This window comes from Pyrinomonas methylaliphatogenes (assembly GCF_000820845.2).
Taxonomy (GTDB): domain Bacteria; phylum Acidobacteriota; class Blastocatellia; order Pyrinomonadales; family Pyrinomonadaceae; genus Pyrinomonas; species Pyrinomonas methylaliphatogenes.
In genome coordinates, this window is the sequence record NZ_CBXV010000008.1 from 12,159 (window position 1) to 29,991 (window position 17,833).

Annotated in this window: 12 protein-coding genes; all 12 read right to left on the bottom strand. The window is 54.6% G+C overall.

What is annotated here, in order from left to right:
- Positions 1 to 35: 35 nt before the first annotated feature.
- Complete coding sequence (locus PYK22_RS11285) at positions 36 to 2,408, bottom strand: heparinase II/III family protein (RefSeq protein ID WP_041977415.1); 2,373 nt, start codon at positions 2,406 to 2,408, stop codon at positions 36 to 38.
- A complete protein-coding gene (locus tag PYK22_RS11290) occupies positions 2,405 to 3,604 on the bottom strand; it encodes a glycosyltransferase family 4 protein (RefSeq protein WP_041977418.1) in 1,200 nt (399 codons plus the stop codon). Before PYK22_RS11290 ends, PYK22_RS11285 begins: the two co-directional genes overlap by 4 nt.
- A 28-nt stretch (positions 3,605 to 3,632) precedes the next feature.
- On the bottom strand, positions 3,633 to 4,820 hold the full coding sequence (locus PYK22_RS11295) for a glycosyltransferase (RefSeq protein WP_041977421.1): 1,188 nt from the start codon (positions 4,818 to 4,820) through the stop codon (positions 3,633 to 3,635).
- Positions 4,821 to 4,833: 13 nt separating this feature from the next.
- The gene (asnB, locus tag PYK22_RS11300; protein ID WP_060635588.1) at positions 4,834 to 6,750 is read right to left on the bottom strand and encodes an asparagine synthase (glutamine-hydrolyzing); all 1,917 of its coding nucleotides are present in this window, start codon (positions 6,748 to 6,750) and stop codon (positions 4,834 to 4,836) included.
- Between the two features lie 38 nt (positions 6,751 to 6,788).
- Positions 6,789 to 8,726 carry an asparagine synthase (glutamine-hydrolyzing) gene (asnB, locus tag PYK22_RS11310; RefSeq protein ID WP_041977428.1) on the bottom strand — a complete coding sequence of 646 codons (1,938 nt, stop codon included), beginning with the start codon at positions 8,724 to 8,726 and terminating at the stop codon, positions 6,789 to 6,791.
- Between the two features lie 844 nt (positions 8,727 to 9,570).
- Positions 9,571 to 10,629, bottom strand: coding sequence for a glycosyltransferase (locus PYK22_RS11320; RefSeq protein WP_157770841.1), 1,059 nt, complete (start codon positions 10,627 to 10,629; stop codon positions 9,571 to 9,573).
- Between the two features lie 64 nt (positions 10,630 to 10,693).
- Positions 10,694 to 11,539, bottom strand: coding sequence for a class I SAM-dependent methyltransferase (locus PYK22_RS11325; protein ID WP_211197685.1), 846 nt, complete (start codon positions 11,537 to 11,539; stop codon positions 10,694 to 10,696).
- A 298-nt stretch (positions 11,540 to 11,837) separates the two neighbouring features.
- Complete coding sequence (locus tag PYK22_RS11330; protein ID WP_060635589.1) at positions 11,838 to 12,869, bottom strand: polysaccharide deacetylase family protein; 1,032 nt, start codon at positions 12,867 to 12,869, stop codon at positions 11,838 to 11,840.
- Positions 12,870 to 12,871: 2 nt separating this feature from the next.
- Positions 12,872 to 14,488 (bottom strand): glycosyltransferase, encoded by a 1,617-nt coding sequence (locus tag PYK22_RS11335; RefSeq protein ID WP_041977434.1) that lies wholly within the window; start codon positions 14,486 to 14,488, stop codon positions 12,872 to 12,874.
- Between the two features lie 63 nt (positions 14,489 to 14,551).
- Positions 14,552 to 15,502, bottom strand: coding sequence for a glycosyltransferase family 2 protein (locus PYK22_RS11340; protein WP_041977435.1), 951 nt, complete (start codon positions 15,500 to 15,502; stop codon positions 14,552 to 14,554).
- A gap of 56 nt (positions 15,503 to 15,558) precedes the next feature.
- Positions 15,559 to 16,440, bottom strand: coding sequence for a glycosyltransferase (locus tag PYK22_RS16785; protein WP_060635590.1), 882 nt, complete (start codon positions 16,438 to 16,440; stop codon positions 15,559 to 15,561).
- Positions 16,441 to 16,637: 197 nt separating this feature from the next.
- Complete coding sequence (locus PYK22_RS11350) at positions 16,638 to 17,564, bottom strand: glycosyltransferase (RefSeq protein WP_060635591.1); 927 nt, start codon at positions 17,562 to 17,564, stop codon at positions 16,638 to 16,640.
- Positions 17,565 to 17,833: the final 269 nt, after the last annotated feature.

Sequence of the window (17,833 nt, forward strand, 5' to 3'; positions counted from 1 at the left end):
CTCCGACATCGCCCTTTCTTACTCCGCCTATCGCCTCATTCAGCGACGAGTTGTGACGGAATTCCCTTTCCGGCAGAGGATCTTCGAAAATCGGACGTATAGAAACGATCCTCTACCGAGAAGCGCCGATCACCATCCACCGTCAACTCGCTGCCTGCCACTAGAACCACTTCTGCCAACTCCTCGCCCACAAACCGCAGCCAAGCCCAGCGGCAATCGGTCTCCATTCTCCTCCCATTGGTTGAAACTTTCAATCGTTCGGCTTCTCCGATCAACACGACGTCGCGTTTCGCGTCGCTGACGATCTCGAAAGCGCGTCCTCCGTGACACTCCACCTCGCGGACGATGGAACGCTCTTCGGTCTGCGGGATAAGCAAGGTCACGAGTTCGACTCCGTCGCGAATGCGCGCTTCGAACCGCACCGTCTTCGCTCGCTCGCGTGCGCCGTAACAACGCGATACCCAGCTATCTTCGCAGCGCAACTCGCCTTCGGCGCCGAAGATGAATATTTCGATTCCCGCTCGCCCACGAGCGCTTTCGCGAATGACAAACGCATCACCTTCGCGCTCTACAGTGGGCGAAGCGTCCGGCACGAAGTGGAAGTGGAGCGCGCAGAGGTGATCGCCAGCCGCACTCACCAGATCGCGCATGATCCAGTAATCGCCCTTGAGAAAGAACACACTGCGCCGATGTTGAGCGCCGACCGATTCGTACCCATCGTGCTCGCCTTCGAAAAGATCGAACCGCTGATCGCTGATCCACTCGATGGCGCGCGCCCGCGCGATGCTCTTCCATGTGAAGGGACCGTCCGGCTCCGATGAAGAGAGTCCATCGATGGTGAGCGCATTGTGCATCGCGGAAGAGCGAAAACGCCGGCGCTCAAGATCGGAGCCGGTGTAGGTGTAGGTTCCCGGATCGACCAGAAGCGTGCGCCCGCGCGCCGCGAGATCGAAAGCGAGCACATCTGCGTGCGCGTGGCCGCAATTGAGGACGCCGTGCGGCCCGCAATCGATGAGCATGTAGTTTGCATCTTGCGTCCAGCCGTCACGCAGAACGTAGTAGCCGCCCGAGGTGAAAGCGCGCGACGTCCCTTCAGGCGCGTGTGGCTCTAAGCGATCGACAGCACGTAGGCCTTCCGGCCCTAGTAACCACAGCGTCTCTTCGGCTGCTTCGCCCGCGACGAACTTGTAATCGCCGCGCCCGAAGATCGCCGCGCCGTTCGACAGAGCCGAACGGAAGTCATCCGGCGCGCGCTGGTCCAGAATCAAAAGCCTCCCGCCGTCGTCGTCGCCGAAAAGCGGCGTCGTCCCATCGGGCCGCGTGATGGCCATCAAATGGTCCAGCAATGCGGTCAATTTCTCTTCCAAAATGGCCGGCACCTTTTCGCCGTTTCTCTTTTTGAGCAACAGGAAGTGCGTGTAAAAGTCCGTCGTGTAACGATGATAGTAACTCGATTGCTCGAAATAGACTCCGTCGGGCCGGACGTGCCGATCCAGCTCCCGCATCAGTATCGCTTCACCTTTCGCTTTCCACCGCGCGGCGCAAGAGAATTCAGGTAGCAACGTGCCGAGGTAGAAAAGGCCCAGCGCTTCGCCCGTCAAGTGCGTGTTTGGGCTGAAGTAGGTCGAAAGGTAGGTTTCGATGTGGCGTCCGTGCAGGTAGAGGTATTTGAGCGTGCGCGCGAACAGATCCGGCGTCAACGACGGAGAGTCTTTGAAGAAGTGGAGCGCCCACAGCCACGAGATGGCGCGAAAAGCGACCTCCAGACTACTGGCCCAGTTGATGCCGATCTTGGGCGGATTCGCTTCCATCCATGAAGTGAGATGCTTGACGAAGGTTTGCGCGAAGATCTCATCGCGAGTGAGCCAGTAAGCGCGCCCGAGCACGGCGAAATACTGGTGCCGGTTCAACTCCCAAGTGATCTTCTTGTCGCCGGCGACGGAAGCATCCAAGTAATCTATTTTGCTCCAGTGCACGCGCGGCGCACGCTTGCCCGACGACGGTTCGAGGTGCCAGTCGGGCGGATCGCCGAAATTCAAATCGCGGTGGCCGAGAAGATCGAACCGCCCGGCAACGATCCTTCGCGCCCGCGCGATCGCCTCTTCCTCTTTTTGCGGCCAGCGCCGCCGAAACTCGGCGACTGTTTCTTCTGGGCATTCGAAAGCCGCGAAGAATCGAGGGACGCGCGACGTTTTGAAACGGCTTAACAGATTCTCCGTTGAACGGATCTGACCGCTAGTTTCCCCATTGAGCGCGCGGATCAACTGTCTATCGCTCGGCAAACGCGCATGCGAGGATAGCCCCCAACGCTCCGATAGAGCAGCCAGATACTGAGCTGCACGCCCGCGCAGCTCGTTGGGACTCTTTCCCCGTACTTTCTTCAGTTTATTGAAGCGCAAAACGATCATCTTTCTTGAAAGCTGGCAACCTCTTCGCTTTCCATTCCCTTGCTTTTCCGCAGGACCTCTCCGTATCCCGCTAACCTTTCATAGAGATTCAACCAATCATGCCGCACGTTCTCCCATACATATTTGCGACATTCATCACGGGCGTTGGCGATGATGCGCGAAGCCAGCTCTTGATCTTCGATCAATCGGATGGCGGAAGCTGCCAGTTTTTCATGATCGTTTTTCGGAACCAGCAATCCGGTCCGCTCGTGCGTGACTATGTACGGGATGCCGCCAGCATCTGTGGTGACCACTGGCGTGCCAGCCGCGAAGGCTTCGATTATTGAGTTGGGCATGTTATCCACATTAGGACTGTTCAGGAAAATGTGCGCCCGATCGTACAATTCCGGCATGCGGTGCGGCGGCACAGCTCCTAAGAATTCGACATTGCGCAGGCCCAAGCTGACAGCCAAATCATGCAAACGATCCCGTTCGCTTCCGTCTCCGGCGATTATCAACAAAGCTTCAGGAAATCGCTTTTGTATGAGCGAGAACGCGCGCAATGTACAAGCGACGTTGTAGTGTGGCTCGAAATTTCGGTTCGACAGGAAGATTGGCCGCAAAGGACTCCGCTCCCGGAAGATGAAGCGCTCCGTCTCCACCGTATTGTAGATCGCCCTCGCTTTCAAACCGAATTCGCTGAACACATCTACTAAATACGAAGAAGGCACGACTATTTCATCGGCGAGCTTGATCGTCGGGATTGCAGTCCGTCTCCAACGTCGAAGATGGTCTTTAGCTTGACCACTACGATAGTTGAGTACAACTTTTTTGCCGTAGAGCTGTGCAATGAGGATCGCTGGCGTCGGAGCCAAAACGAATGAAAAGTATGATGCGGAAAAAATATGCACTATGTCATAGTGTGGAATTCGTCGCAGCAACTCAGTCACGTAAAGAATAGATGTCAAGATCGTGCGTAGGTACTTAACTCTTTCTTGCAATCTTCCTATTGTTCCTGGAAACCGCGGATTGATTGGCAGAAAATCCACCTCTATATCGGGCTCTCGGCGAAGGTTATTCAATAATCTTTGCGCTTGCACGGCTTGCCCACCGAGTATGCCGAGCGAAGGAGCGATCAACAGGACACGCACCGCTTTCGCACTTATGCTTTCTTTGCTGCTGCGACTGGTCGAATCTCGGTTCAGGTCGCCTTTCATCGCCTCGTCAACCGTTGAGTCTTCGGAGTTAACGGAAAGAGCTTTCGTGAGACAAATCTTGCAATGAGTTAATGAAGCTGCCTTTATGCCTTGCCAGCAACTTTTCGTACAAATCTTCCACACATTGAAGCTGTGATTCGGCAGAGAACTTATCCCTCACTCTAGCGCGCCCGCGCTCGCCCATTCGCTTTGCTTTCTCCGGATCACGGAGCAGCTCGATGATCCTTTCAGCCATCGCGGCATCATCTCCGGGTCGAACCAAGTATCCCGTTTCACCTTCAATGATCGCCTCGCGCGCGCCGCCGACATCGGTCGCCACCACCGGCTTTCCGGCAGCCATATATTCGAGTATCGAATTAGAAAAGCCTTCCGCGCGCGAACTCAACACACACACGTCGGAGATGGCGAGTAGCTCCGCCACGCGCTCGCATCTTCCGAGGAAGAAAGCTCGCCCTTGCAGACCAAGCTGCGACGCATACTCTCTGAGTGAGTCCATCAGTTCGCCTTCACCTGCGAGCGCGAATCCGACATCAGGCACCGCCTCGGCCACGCGCCGTGCTGCACGCAAGAAGGTCCGGTGATCTTTCACCTCGTTGCGCATGTTAGCAACAATCGAAACGAACCTCATGCCATTCGGAAGCCCTAAAGCTAGCAGCACACGCTCTGGCGAGAAGTCTTCTGGGATCGCAACCCTGCGTAGATCTAAGCCATTGTGGATAACGGTTATCTTGTTCGCCGGCACGCCTTCCTCGATCAACTTTTCTCGCACCGCTTCGGCGTTGGCTACCACTGCATGGGCGAGACCGAAGACTCGACGCTCGACCCACTTTTGGGCCGGGGTGCGAAAACCCTCCGTTTCTCTCTTGGCAGCTATTCTGACCGGCACTCGAGCCAGCGTCGCCGCCAGCATACCGAATACGTTCGTGTAGAAATCAAAGGTCTGTACGATCTCAATCCTGCGCTCGCGCATGAACTTTGCCGCGCGACGAAGTTGCCGCGCCATGTTCAGATCGTAGAAGCTCGATAATTTGAATTCCGGTATTTCTCCTAGACCCAATTTCTCGACCTCGGCGCGCAACACACCACGCCCATCAAGGCAAGCGACGCTGAGGTCGTAACGACCGCTCTCGTGCAAAAGGCGCGCAAGCTGCACCGCTTGGCGTTCGGAGCCGCCCTGATCGAAGCTTCCGATGAAGAGCAAAACTCGCCGTTTCATCAGTGAAGTTCACTTACAAGCTTTGAGCCGTTTCTGAAGCGACCACCTCGCTGTGCTCGATGTCTTGTTGCCGCTCGCGCCGCAACCAAAATTCAAGCACGAGCAGATACCAGAGTTGATTGGGAGCAAGGCCCACCTTTACGGCCCTCCTCAACTGATCGATCACGGAAGCGGCTCTGATCCATCCCTCGCGTTCGAGAACGGAATCGCTGAAGACCTCTTCCATCAGCGCGCGCCAACGCCCGACCAACCATCTTCCGACGGGTATACTGAACCCTCTCTTCTTTCCACGCGCAACTCGCTCGTCGATGTGACGGCGAGCTAGCTCGCGAAGCACAGCTTTCAGAGTCCAGCCATGTAACCTTATTTCGAAAGGCAAAGATGACGCGAATTCCCACAGTTGATGATCCAAGAAAGGAGAACGGGCTTCGATCGCGTAGTGCATCGTCGCTCCATCCACTTTGGTCAAATACTCTCCGGTGAATCGGGTTCGACGATCATAGCGCAAGAATTCTTCGAGCAGATCGCGCGCTGAGTCGAGCGAGCGTGGCAGTTGGCGTTGAGGAAGACGTTGGCCGATCAGCCGCTCGCCTAGAATCCCGTGAATCTCATAAAAGGGCAGCCCGTCACGAACGCATGCGACCGCCCCCAAGCCTCCAGTCGCGTAATCGAGAAAAGAGCCTGCGCGCTTGATGATCCCCGTTCGTGGCAACAGAGGCTTCATCTTCTTCCATAGATCCGGCGCTGAAGACGGAAGATGACGAGCTATCCTTTGCGCGGCGTAGAAGTTCAGGTGTTCGGGATAACCGAGGAAGACATCGTCTCCGCCGTCGCCCGTCAGCATCACGGTCGCCGATTCGGCGAAAGCGCGCGAGATGCGCAGCATTCCAAGGGCCGAAGCGGCGCTGAAAGGCTCGGAAAAAGCTTCAGTCAACTCATCGACGGTGGGCGAATCGTCTGGCGACAATTCGAGTATCTCATGCTTGATCCCGAGACGACGCGCAGTCGCTTTCGCATCCGCCGATTCATCCGACGGATCGTTGGGCGTCGCGACGGTGAAAGCCGTCACGTCTCCGCCGAGCTTCGTGATCGCCCAACAGACTAGACTTGAGTCAACTCCGCCGCTCAGCAACGCGCCGACCGGCACGTCGGCTTGCAACCTCTTTTCGACTGCGCGCAAGAAAAGCTCTTCCGTGCGCTTCACGGCTTCCGCGAACGAGATGCCTTTCGCCTCGTTGTCCTTCGGCGTTGGAAGATGCCAGTACTCGCGCGTCACGCAAGTTCTATTTGCGCCGTTCCACTCGAGGATGGTTGCGGCGGCGACCTTTTTTACTTCCTTGTAGATCGAACGAGCGTCGGTGATGAAGCCGAACTCCAAGAATTCAAGAACGGCGCCGTCGTCGATCTCGTCGGCGAATCCTCCGAAACGCAACGCGCGTGCAGTGGAAGCGAAAGCGAGCGAACCATCCGGCCCGACATGGTAGAACAAGGGCTTTACGCCCAAACGATCGCGCACGAGGAAAAGTTTCTGCGCGTCTTCGTCCCAGAGGCCGAAGGCGAACATGCCGTGTATGCGCTCGACCAATCCATCGATTCCCCAGGCACGATACCCATGCAACAAGACTTCGGTATCGGTGCGACTTTTGAACTTAAAACCCAAATTTTCAAGTTCGCGCCGCAGGTCCATGAAGTTATAGATCGCGCCGTTGAAAACGACGCCGAGTCTACGATCCGCAGTTACCATCGGCTGCCGCCCAGCTTCGCTTAGATCGAAGATGGCCAATCGCCGATGTCCCAAAACGGCGTTCTGCCATAGCTCCAACCCGGCGCCGTTCGGGCCTCTTCGTTCGAGCGCACGCCTCATCCGAACGACCGCGCAGTGCGCGGCCCGCCTATCTTCGAAACCGACCACTCCGGCTATCCCGCACATATCGAATCAGCCAGCTCCGTGTTCACCCTCGCCGCCCTTCACCCTGAACTCGCAACCGGCGCAAAACGCTCAAAGGACGCCCGCGCCCGATCACCTTCCCCATCAACGAACAAACGCGCCCACTTCTCAAGCATGAATAGCGCCCACAACCGCGTGGAATGATCACGCCGCCCGTTTTCATGCTCTTCGAGAAGAGTTTGCACGTAGCTCAGTGAAATGTAACCGCGCTGCCGCGCGCGCGATGACATCAGCGTGTCGCGAATCTGTTCGCGCAATTGCGCGTTGATCCACTCATCGATGGGCACACCGAACCCTTGCTTCGGGCGATGAAGTATCTCCGGCGGGACGATCCCCTCCACCGCACGCTTGAAGATGTATTTCAGCTTTCCGTCCTTGAGCTTCAGTTCGGGTGGGATGCGTCCGACGAGCTCGATCAAACGATGATCGAGCAATGGCGCGCGCGCTTCCAGCGAGACCGCCATGCTCATCCGATCGACCTTGACGAGTATGTCACCGGGCAGATAGGTCTTGCTATCCAAATAGAGCAATCTGTTGATCGAATCATCCGCGCACATCTTCGCCGCGCGCTCCCGGAAAAGAGCGGTCGCATCGGCACCAGCTTGTCGCAATCTGGCTTTTAGATCATCACTGTAAAGCTTTTCTTTCGCGAGTGCCGTAAAAACCGAGACGTTGTCGATGTACCGGTCCAGAGAGTCTAGCGCGATGTTGTACAAATAATTTCGCCCCCAAAAACCGTGAGGGAGAAACCGGCTGACGGGCTGCATCACACCGCGCCGCAAAGGTCGCGGCAAACGTTCGAAAACGGCGCGTCTACTATCGACCGCGTAGCGCGTATAGCCAGCGAAAAGCTCATCGCCGCCATCGCCCGACAACACAACCGTTACGTAATCGCGCGCCATCTTCGACACCATGTAGGTCGGGATGGCCGATGAATCGGCGAAAGGCTCATCGAAATGCCACGCGAGATCATCGACTATCTGGCAGATGCTCGGCGTGACGATGAACTCGTGATGATCGGTCTCGAAGCGTTTCGCCGCGAGGCGCGCGTACTTCAACTCGTTGTAGCTGTCTTCATTGAAACCGATGGAGAAGGTTTTGACGGGACGCACGCCAGCGCGTGCCATCAAACCGACCACCGTGCTCGAATCGACCCCGCCCGAAAGGAAAGCTCCGAGCGGCACATCGGCGATCAATCGAACTCGCACCGCATCTTCGAGACACGCGCGAAGCTCCTCGATCCACTCCTCTTCGCTTCTCCCTTCAATGGGGCAGTAATCGAAATCCCAGTATTGCTCGATTTTTATCTCACCGTTCGCGAAGATCAGGCGGTGGCCTGGCGGCAATTTCCGCACGCGACGAAAGATGCAAAGCGGGTCTGGAACATAGCCGAAGGTCAAATATGCATCGAGAGCCGCGTAGTCAATCTCGCGCTCGACTTCCGGATGTTCCAGAAGAGCCTTCAATTCGGAGCCGAAGATCAAGCTTCTCTGCGGCGTGAGCGTGTAGTAGAGCGGCTTCTTTCCGACGCGATCGCGCGCGATGAAAAGCCGCCGCGCCCGCTCATCCCAGATGGCAAAGGCGAACATGCCGCGAAAATGATCGACGCAATCGAAGCCGTACTCTTCGTAAGCATGGACGATGGTCTCCGTATCGGAGTTGGTGCGAAAACGATGGCCGCGCGCCTCGAGTTCGCGTTTGATCTCGCGGTAGTTGTAGATCTCGCCGTTGAAGATGACCGCCACCGTTCCGTCTTCGTTGAAGATGGGCTGATGCCCGCCAGCGAGATCGATGATCGAAAGACGCCGCATCCCCAAGGCCACTTGATCGGTCACCAGCACGCCTTGATCGTCCGGGCCGCGATGCGTGATGACGCGACACATGCGATCGAGCGTCTGCGAAGCTTCGGCGCGATCGAAGCCATTCTGTAGATTGACGAATCCGGTGATGCCGCACATTTCATCAAACCCTGTCTTCTAAACTGAAACCAGAAACGGAATTCGCCGTGATCGCACGCCGCGCCTTGTACCGCGTCCATCCGAACGCAGCCCCTTCGGGGAGAAAAATTCCGAGAACACGACGACACGCAGATTGTCGCGATCGCCGCGCCCATTCGCCCTCCTCTCGCCTGAGGTTCCACGCTTTCCCGTAAATGCGCACGACCGCGCCACTTTGAGCGATGCAGAAGCGTTTCGCAAAAGGCATGTCAAGGTTGGTCCATCACACTTCCGACGCATCTCCAATCCCCACTTCGTAATAAATGTCAATCAGGAGATCTCTTCCAGCGGCGCTTGCAGTCCGTCGTTCGCTTCGGCCACGAATTTCAAAAACATCGGCGGGAGTTATCGCTGTGCTCTCCTTATAACGCTTGAAGTCCTGTGCGCCGAAGGTCAGCAGGTGATGCCGTGTGTTCACATCACAACCACGACGTGCGCATCGTAGGCTTAACCCCTTGGAACCTTGCATTCGGCCACTAAACGTCACCACCTCGTGTAAATTCTCGCATCGTTGAGCAATAATGAGAACAAGATTTCGAGAGGGCGGCTTCTTGCTCGGTCTGTTAGTGATGGATGCCTCCCTGACGCCCCCGCTCGAAAGAAAGATAACATATCGAAGCAGCCAAAGTTAACGTTCAAATCCACTTTCGCAAAGGGTTTGAGAAGATTTGGGAAGATTCGGCCAAGAAGCTCCGCCGACCTGTTAATACGAAAGGTTGATGATCTAATCCCCAACTGCCCGTCAAAACGAAGGATCGAAGATTTTCTTATGAGGCATTCAAGATCTTCGCTGGCGATCACGGGATCACTTTTTCGGAGTCTCCGCTTCGCCGCTTCTTCCGGTCCGGCTGCTGAGCAACGAACGCGCAAATCGCAGCGCTTCGGCGAGTGCACCGCGTTCCCGTTGCGCCGCGTACTCGGCCCGTCGCTGCTGGAAGAAGCCCCAGCAGAAGCGCAACTGGCACTCGTGCCAGAAAGCTTCCGCCTCATCGCGCGCGAGCGTCTGCCGCAACCATCCCCAAGCGTGTCCCATCGCTTGGCGGTAAAGATGCGACGGAACGTCGAACAATCGCGCCTTGGAACGCTCGAAATCCTCATCGCGCATGATGGCGTAGAACCTACCATGTCCCGTATGCCAGCGACGATGATACCGCTTGGTCAAACGGCCCGCGCCGACCTTGTGGTAGAAGTATATGTGCGGAAGATAAATACCTTTCCGCCCAGCTTTCCATAGCCGTTGCAAAACTTCCAAATCTTCTGTTCCACCGATCATGTCTTTGGAGACGCCCAACGCAGTGGAATAACCGCCAACGGCGCGTACATCCGCCGTTTTAAAAGAACATGCCAGCAAACAGATCTGCCGTTCCGCGTCTGCGTAAAACGGCTCGTCGCCGTAATCCGCCATCGCTATCACCGACCAATGCTTTTGAGTCAACCAAGATGGCGGTTCAGCTTCCCAGTGAGGGAGGACTTTGCCGCTGACGCAGGAGACTTCCGGGTGATCGCGAAAAGCCTGAAAGATCTTCAGTAACCAGTCATGCGGCAGCAAAAAGTCATCGTCGGCGATCGTATATATCCAACCCCGAGCAGCCTCGAGTCCGGTATTGAGCGCGTACGATTTGCCTTGCCTGCTTTCGAAGATATAACGGACATTATCATGTCCTGCATCGATGAACGACTGAACTGTCTGACGGGTTTGATCAGTCGAATTATTATCGACAACAACCACCTCGAACGTGAAGGCGCCTTGAGTCTGCTGCGCAAGCGCCGTCTCAAGCATCTCGCGCAGATCCCGACAACGGTTGAACGTGCAAGTGAGCAGCGTGATGTCTACCGCCTCTTGGAATCTCATTTTGTGAGTCAACGCGAACTCCTGGCTTTTGCTCGCTGCCTGACTGGTGGCTTTATCCGCCGTTCCCTTTACCAAGTCACATCTTCCTCAACCAAATGCTCTGCGCAGAAGTCGGCATCATGCTGTAACTTGAATGCTTGGTGCATAGCGGCATGTGATGAGCGAAGAAGTCGCGGTGGAACTTTTCCAGAAAAGAATTGAAAAGCACTATTTCGAACTCGTTGTTGTATTGCAAAAATGCCCTCAACATATAAGCCTCGTTCCATGCACGCCCTTGATAGACCCATTCTTTGGGATACTCGAAGGGATAAAAGACGTCGTGAAAGTGAACATATACGCCCTCGTTGAGGACTGGCAGAACCTTGAAAAAGATGTGATTCACATCACTGCCCGTTTTAGCTACATGCGAGGAATCGACGAACAGGATATCATTTGCTTCCAACTCGCGGAACAGACTCACATCCACATCTTGTATTTTGCTCGCCAAAATAGTCGTTCTATTCTTATCCTCGTCTTTGAGCAAAGATATCAGCAAGTCCGGATATGGCTCGATGAAAGTCAGCGAAATAGAATTGCCAAGGAAGCGCTCATCAGTATCTAGGAAAACGCATGACGAATATCCGCAACCGACTTCGATCACCCTCTTGGGCCGCAGGTATCGTAGCATAGAGTACAACAATATGGCATCGAAATAACTGAAAGCACTATTCTCGAAGAAATACCGACAATCATCCCGCTTCTGCTCTGGGAAGGGTTGTTCAGCGTAGTACTGTTTCAAAATCTCAAGCAAGGCCAGTTGTTCGTTCTCGTTCAGATCGACGCCGCCGAGTTCTCGCGACTTAGCATCGAAGAGTCTCTTTCGTACTTTCTCACCTCTTCGATGGAAGGTATTGGCGAGTAGAAGTGACCCGGCAATTCCCACAATTGATTCACGATGGCTCTTAGCTCATCTCTTTGAACGTAGGCTTTACCGATCAAAGGTATCCCCTTCGCAATCCGTCGCAGCCGATCTTTCATCGTGCGATCTCCGAAAACGTGCAATTGACCCAATCACCCGAGAGCCTCAAGCAGGCTTGAACTGCAAAGAATTCTATGCAAGCAAAGAAATGGCAACCAAAGCCACGCTTTTTCCAAATCATGCATAGTTCGCTGCCAGCCCCAACTGTTCAGCCATGGGTAGAGATAACTGACCACAACAACGCCTCAAAGATCCTCTGGCCTCAAACATAGAACATATCGAAAAGTTGCCGATCGAATTCTTCGCCATCCCAATCGAAGACGAACAACCGCGGCAACATGTATGGGTTCGTGTTCTTTCGGACCAACCCAGAACCTGTGCTGCAAGCGCAATCGAAACCGGTGCTCTTGACCGCAGAGATCGTCTCTTCCGCATACGCGCCGTATGGATAGGCAAAACTGCGAACGCGACGCCCGCTCAACTCTTCCAAAAGGCGCTTGCTGCTGCTTATCTCTGCGCGCTGCGCTGCGTCGTCCAACGCCACAAGCAAAGGATGCGTTTCGGTATGCGCCCCTATCTCGATCAACTCGCAATCAGCCAAGGCGGCAACCTCTGGCGAAACAATGAACTTATGAGTCCGGCGACATTCCGGCATCGAACCGATCTGTTTATGCAACTCGTCGAGTGCTCGTCTTTGCTCCGCTGCCGACAATGGTTGCAGCAGACGGTAAAGCTCCAGGTAAAGGGCATGGCGGGCGTGTGGCGGCGGCTCGCGCCAAGCGTCCCAAGAACGATGATGCTCATGCTCCTCTTCCGTGTAGAGCGCTCCCTCACCCAAATTCCATTCGCGGACTTCACCTTTGAGACTCAGACGCAGCACCTGTGGCAAAACGCCCGGATGCAATAACATCTTTTCCAGCTCATCCCACCAAGCCTCGCGCTCGTTCTTCATCAAGCCGGTGGCGATGAAAAAAGTCGCCGGCACATCATGCTTTTCGAGCAGAGGTTTTACGCAGTGCAAGTTATCTTCATAACCGTCATCGAACGTGATGACCACCGACTGCCGCGGCAAACGACCGTAGGCAAGGCCATCGGCGATCCGCCGCAGCTCTGACACCCTGTAATGGCGACGAAGAACTTCCAGATGTTCGGCGAAGTGCCGCGGCGCGACGGCCAACTTCCAAGGGTCCACGTCTAGTTCCGTGACGCGATGGTAGACCAGTATGAGCGCCTCGCGACGACTGTGCAGATAAAACCTCTTCGCCGTTCGTTTGAAACTTCGCAAACTGAACATTCTCACTTCACAGCTCTCACCGCAACGATGACTGGATAGTGAGGGTCATAGGCTTCCAGTTCTTCGCGCCGCAACTCCTCTTCGGCCAAACCGTAGAGGAACGCCGTCGCCGCCAGCACATTACCGTAGGAGCATACTTCCAAACGCTCCGCGCTGAAGATCTCTTCAAAGAGCTTCTCCGCCGACAACGTAGTTAAAGACCAATACCAAGAGCTTTTCCATTCGTAGCGGTCTATCCGACTGATCCCCGGGAAGGTGGCAAGCAAAACACCGCCCGGTTTTAGGATCCGGTACAAGGTCTTGACGGCAGCCCGCATGTCGTAGATCAAATGGAGCGTCTGCGTCAAGATTATGCAGTCGAACGCATCCGAAGGGATGTGATCTGCGCTGGTCAAATCGCCAACGATCGTTGCCCGCGGGTTGGCATCTGACACATGCAAGATGTCGCTCTGCGCGACGCGCGATCCACCATAGCGCACGGTATAAGCGTTATCGCCAATCTCCAACACGCGCCCCTTTATGTCGGCGGCATGCTGAGCGAGGAAGTTCTCTATGTAGTAACGGTCAACCGGTCTTCCGCGACCGAAACCGAAAGATTCGTCTATTGGCTCTGTGCGCCGCAAGTCGCCTAAGTTTACGCTCCCCAGCGGCGGTACATCATCGGATTTTCCGAGCAGATGCAGTTTGATCCATCGCCGCGCGCCGACCGGCAGGAGAACGCGTGCCACGCTTTTTGCAAACTCTTTGACACCCGGCGATCGCTTCTTCTGCGTGCCTTCACCATCGCTCATCGTCTCACGCAAAGCGGACCAGATATGTGGATCTTCGACTCCGCGAGCGATCAGATAATCTTGGCACCAGCTCAGATAGAAGAGACGAATCTCATGATACTTCAGCCTCGCGCGGGCCATGCAGGACGCATCGTGCACCCGATATTTCGTCCACGTTCGACTCGAAAGATAAACGGGCCACCTCAGATAGATTTTGGTCAAAAAGGCTTGATCCTCGTAAAGCTGATATGGACCATCAAAGCTCTCTTCAAATCCGCCCACGCTCTCTATGGCCTCTTTGCGCAAGAGCAGATCCGAAGGGCAGGGAGCATGCTCTTTCCCCAAAGGATATAGCGCCGTCAGCAGCGCGGGCGGATCAAATGATGCGTCTAGCGCGATTCCGTATGCGGGCACATAATCGCGCGCTGAGCTTTCTGCATCGCCCGCCCAACTGTGCCAGTAGAGACTGCGTCCAGCGACCATGCCAACTTGCGGATTCGCCCGCATGATTGAAATCTGCTCTTCCAGCTTCCGCGGAAGCCACACATCATCGCCGTCGAGAAGCGCGACGAACTCGCCGCGCGCTCGTCGCACCCCGAGATTCCGCGAGGCGCAAACGCCCCGATTGAGGTGTCCTTCATGCTCCAGGTAGAAGATCTGTTCCGGGTATTTGGCCGCATAGCTTCGCGCGATCCTCGTGCTCTCGTCGTTCGAACCATCATCGATCAAGAGCAACTCCCAATAACTATAAGTCTGCGCCAGCACGCTCTCGATCGCTTCGCTGAGGAAACGCCCGGCGTTGAAGAAAGGCGTGATGATTGAAACTAGCCGCCCGTCGCTCCCATCCATAGATGCACTGAGTGTGCTTGAACCCTGCCAACTTTCACCGGTGCGGTCGAATCCCCTGTTCACCTATGAGAACAGGAACCTGTTCAGCTTCTCCTCGATCGGGAAGATCAACTTTCTTTCCAAAGGTTCGGCTCTTCGACCAGCAAGCCGCTCCAGCCGCCAAAGTATTGGCAACAAGGACAGGCGGCGATATTCGCGCCACCACTCCACTTGATAGTATCCGACCTCGACTTTTCTCTTCTCGCCGAAAGCTTTCATGCTCTCTTCCCCCCAAGCGTCGGACCAGCGGAGCAAGAAATAGGGGAGATCGGACAAAGTGACCCGCGGCGGCTTCCGAAACATTATCCTCGATTTCGGCTCAAGGTAGATCGTTCCGCCAGCTTCAACCACGCTCATGCAGAAATCGACGTGTTCCAGAACGCTCTTCAGTCTTTCATCCAAGGGGCCGATCTTTTGAAAGACGTCTCTGCGCACCAAGACAGTGTGAAACTCTATCAGATCACACTGAATTCGGCTTCGCGGCACTTCAGGATCATCCACGCGCCGCTCATATGATGAGTGTTCCTCGACGAAGATGCGCTTGCCATCCTCTTCCGTTATTCGCCACCATCCGCCGGCCATGTGAACGCGCGGATCTTCCCACGACCCTTCGAGATACAACGGCGCGACAACCCACGCATCTGTCTCTTCAGCACACGCAACGAGATTCTCCAGCCAACCTGGGGCGACTAGCACGTCGTTGTCAACGAAGACCACGTATTTCGCGTCAGCGTGCTGAAGCCCGATGTTGCGCGCTTCATTAGGAGCGAGGTAACGATCAAACCTGACCAACTTGAATCCTTTATCGGCGGCCTCTCGCTCCAACCAGCGCCTGATCCCGCGCGGTGAATTCCCATCAACGTAAATCAATGAGAACGGGTACTGTGTGTTTTCATAAATGCTCTGTAGCGAAGTCCCAGCTCGACAGAAGCATTCGCGCGGCACGACGATGATGTTGACTTGTGAGCCGGTCATTTAGCACCTCCTTTCGGCAATGTCCACTTATTCGCACGTGTTTCGATTACTGTTCCTCACCACAGAAAGCGAATAGCCTGCTTCGGAGCGCAACGAAAAAGATCGAAGATCCGGCGCAAAGCGCTCGAATCCATCCCCCTTCTCCTTACATCATCCTTTATCTCGCGAACGCACAGTTGGCCGTAGTATCGGCGACAAAGATCCAATCCGCAATCCAACGCCCGCTGTAGATGGGGCTCGTCCCGCACATGCTCATCCTGATGTTCGAACACCTTCAAGATCGCGCGAAGCATCTTCAACGAATCGGATGACATGTTCGCGTGATGCATTCTGTACTCCGCCACAACGCTGGCGTGGCAACGAACGGGCCATCTTCTAGCGAGCCGCAGATAGAGCTCGTAATCTTCCGCTGGAGTGAAATCTGCATTGAAACCGCCGGCAGTCTCGAGCGCGCTTCGACGGAACATGACGATCGCCGTATGCCATATCGGACAGGCGTATTCGAGTAAAAAGGCGTAATAGTTTTCGATGTTCTCGGATTGGAACTGCGCGGGCGTCGGGATCGGTTGCCCACTGGCATCGATATACCGGCACTTGCCAAAGACGAAGGCGCAATCGGGATCGACAGCCATCGCCTCCAAACCTAGTTTCAAGGCTTGCGGCAGTAACCGGTCGTCGGCATCGAGAAAGACGACGTATTCCCCGCAACTGGCTTCTAATCCGGCATTGCGCGCCATGGAGACTCCGCGATTCTCCTGCCTGATCAACTTCACCGCGGAGTAACGCGATGCGACTTCCGCTGTTTCATCCGGCGAGCCATCATCGACGACGATCACCTCGACGCGCCGATGAGTTTGCCCGAGTGCGCTTTCGATGGCTTCAGACAGAAATCGAGCCTGTTTATAGCAAGGGATGACGATCGAAATCTGCTCGCTCATAGCCAATCGGATGCTAAGCCAATCTATCTGAATTTGAATTTTCGCCTTGTAGGACAATTGGCGCGTCATCCAACCTTAGACGCTTATTCATAAAGCCTAAGTCTAATTGTGATCTGATTAGAACTTTACGACTTTCTTCCGCCCCTCCACTCTTTCTCACAAGCTCAAATAAGCACACTGCTCGTGAGACTAAAAAATCATATGAGTTTTTCCATGAATGTACATCTTATTTTGCGGCAACCGTGATCTATAATCCCCTGTGGATAATAACGAAGCAGAACGAATAATCGCCCGAGCGATTGCACTAGTCCTAAATAACCGTAATCCCTAAACCGACATCTGATTTCTTCAACCACTCGCTCACCATATAGTTCTCGCCATCCTCTTATCCCGGCCTCATAAGCCTTTTGGTATTGCTCTTTCCCTTTAATGAATTGCCGTTGCAAATGCAATGCACGAATGGCCGATTTCAACATAAGACTGCTGTCGCGCGACAAAGATTCAGCATGTAGGCGATATTCCGCAACCAAATTGTCGTGCTTTCCTATCGGGAATTGCCGGCAAATGCGAAGATATAATTCATAGTCTTCGCAAACCATGAATGTCTCATCGAATCCATAGAGCCGCTCAAGAACTTCTCTCCGGTACATTACCGTACCGTGCATGCCGATGAAATTTCGAACGAGCATCTCCTCATAACTATCCCCACAGTCCTCAACGGAAACGGATCCTTGCTGTCCCTGCGGAAGCGGAGCGCCATTTACATCTATGTAGCGATAGCGACCATAAACAAAGGCCCACTCCTGATTTAGATCGAGTTGGCGTGAGCCAATCTCCAGTGCCCCTGGTAGAAGACGATCATCCGAATCTAGGAAGGTCACGTACTCCCCACAGCTCGCCGCTAACCCTCTATTACGAGCCCCGGCCAATCCACGATTGCTTTGCCTGATTAAGCGCACACGATCGTAACTAGCAGCAACATCAGACGTCTCATCTGTTGAGCCATCATCTACAACGATCAGCTCAAATCGCGGATGCTCTTGATACAGGACGCTCTCGATGGCTTCCCGCAGAAACTTAGCCTGGTTGTAGCAAGGGATGATCACTGATACCAGCTTAAGCATTTTGACCTTTCCCTTGAAGTACCTAGAAGTTATCTAAAAAATAGCAGAAGCTGAGATGAACTGAGTGGTAAACGCTATTATGAGATAGCTTCTAGATTATTTTTGAAGAACACTTGGATCTAATTTACCTTATTCGCTGAGATAGAGTTAAGACCGACGTCATTCACGAAGTCAAGGTTTCTATACCTAGCCTAACAGTCCGTTCATTCTCCCTCTTTTGCATTCGCCGATAACGCGCATCAGCTTTCGAGTTGGCAAACCTCAACTTC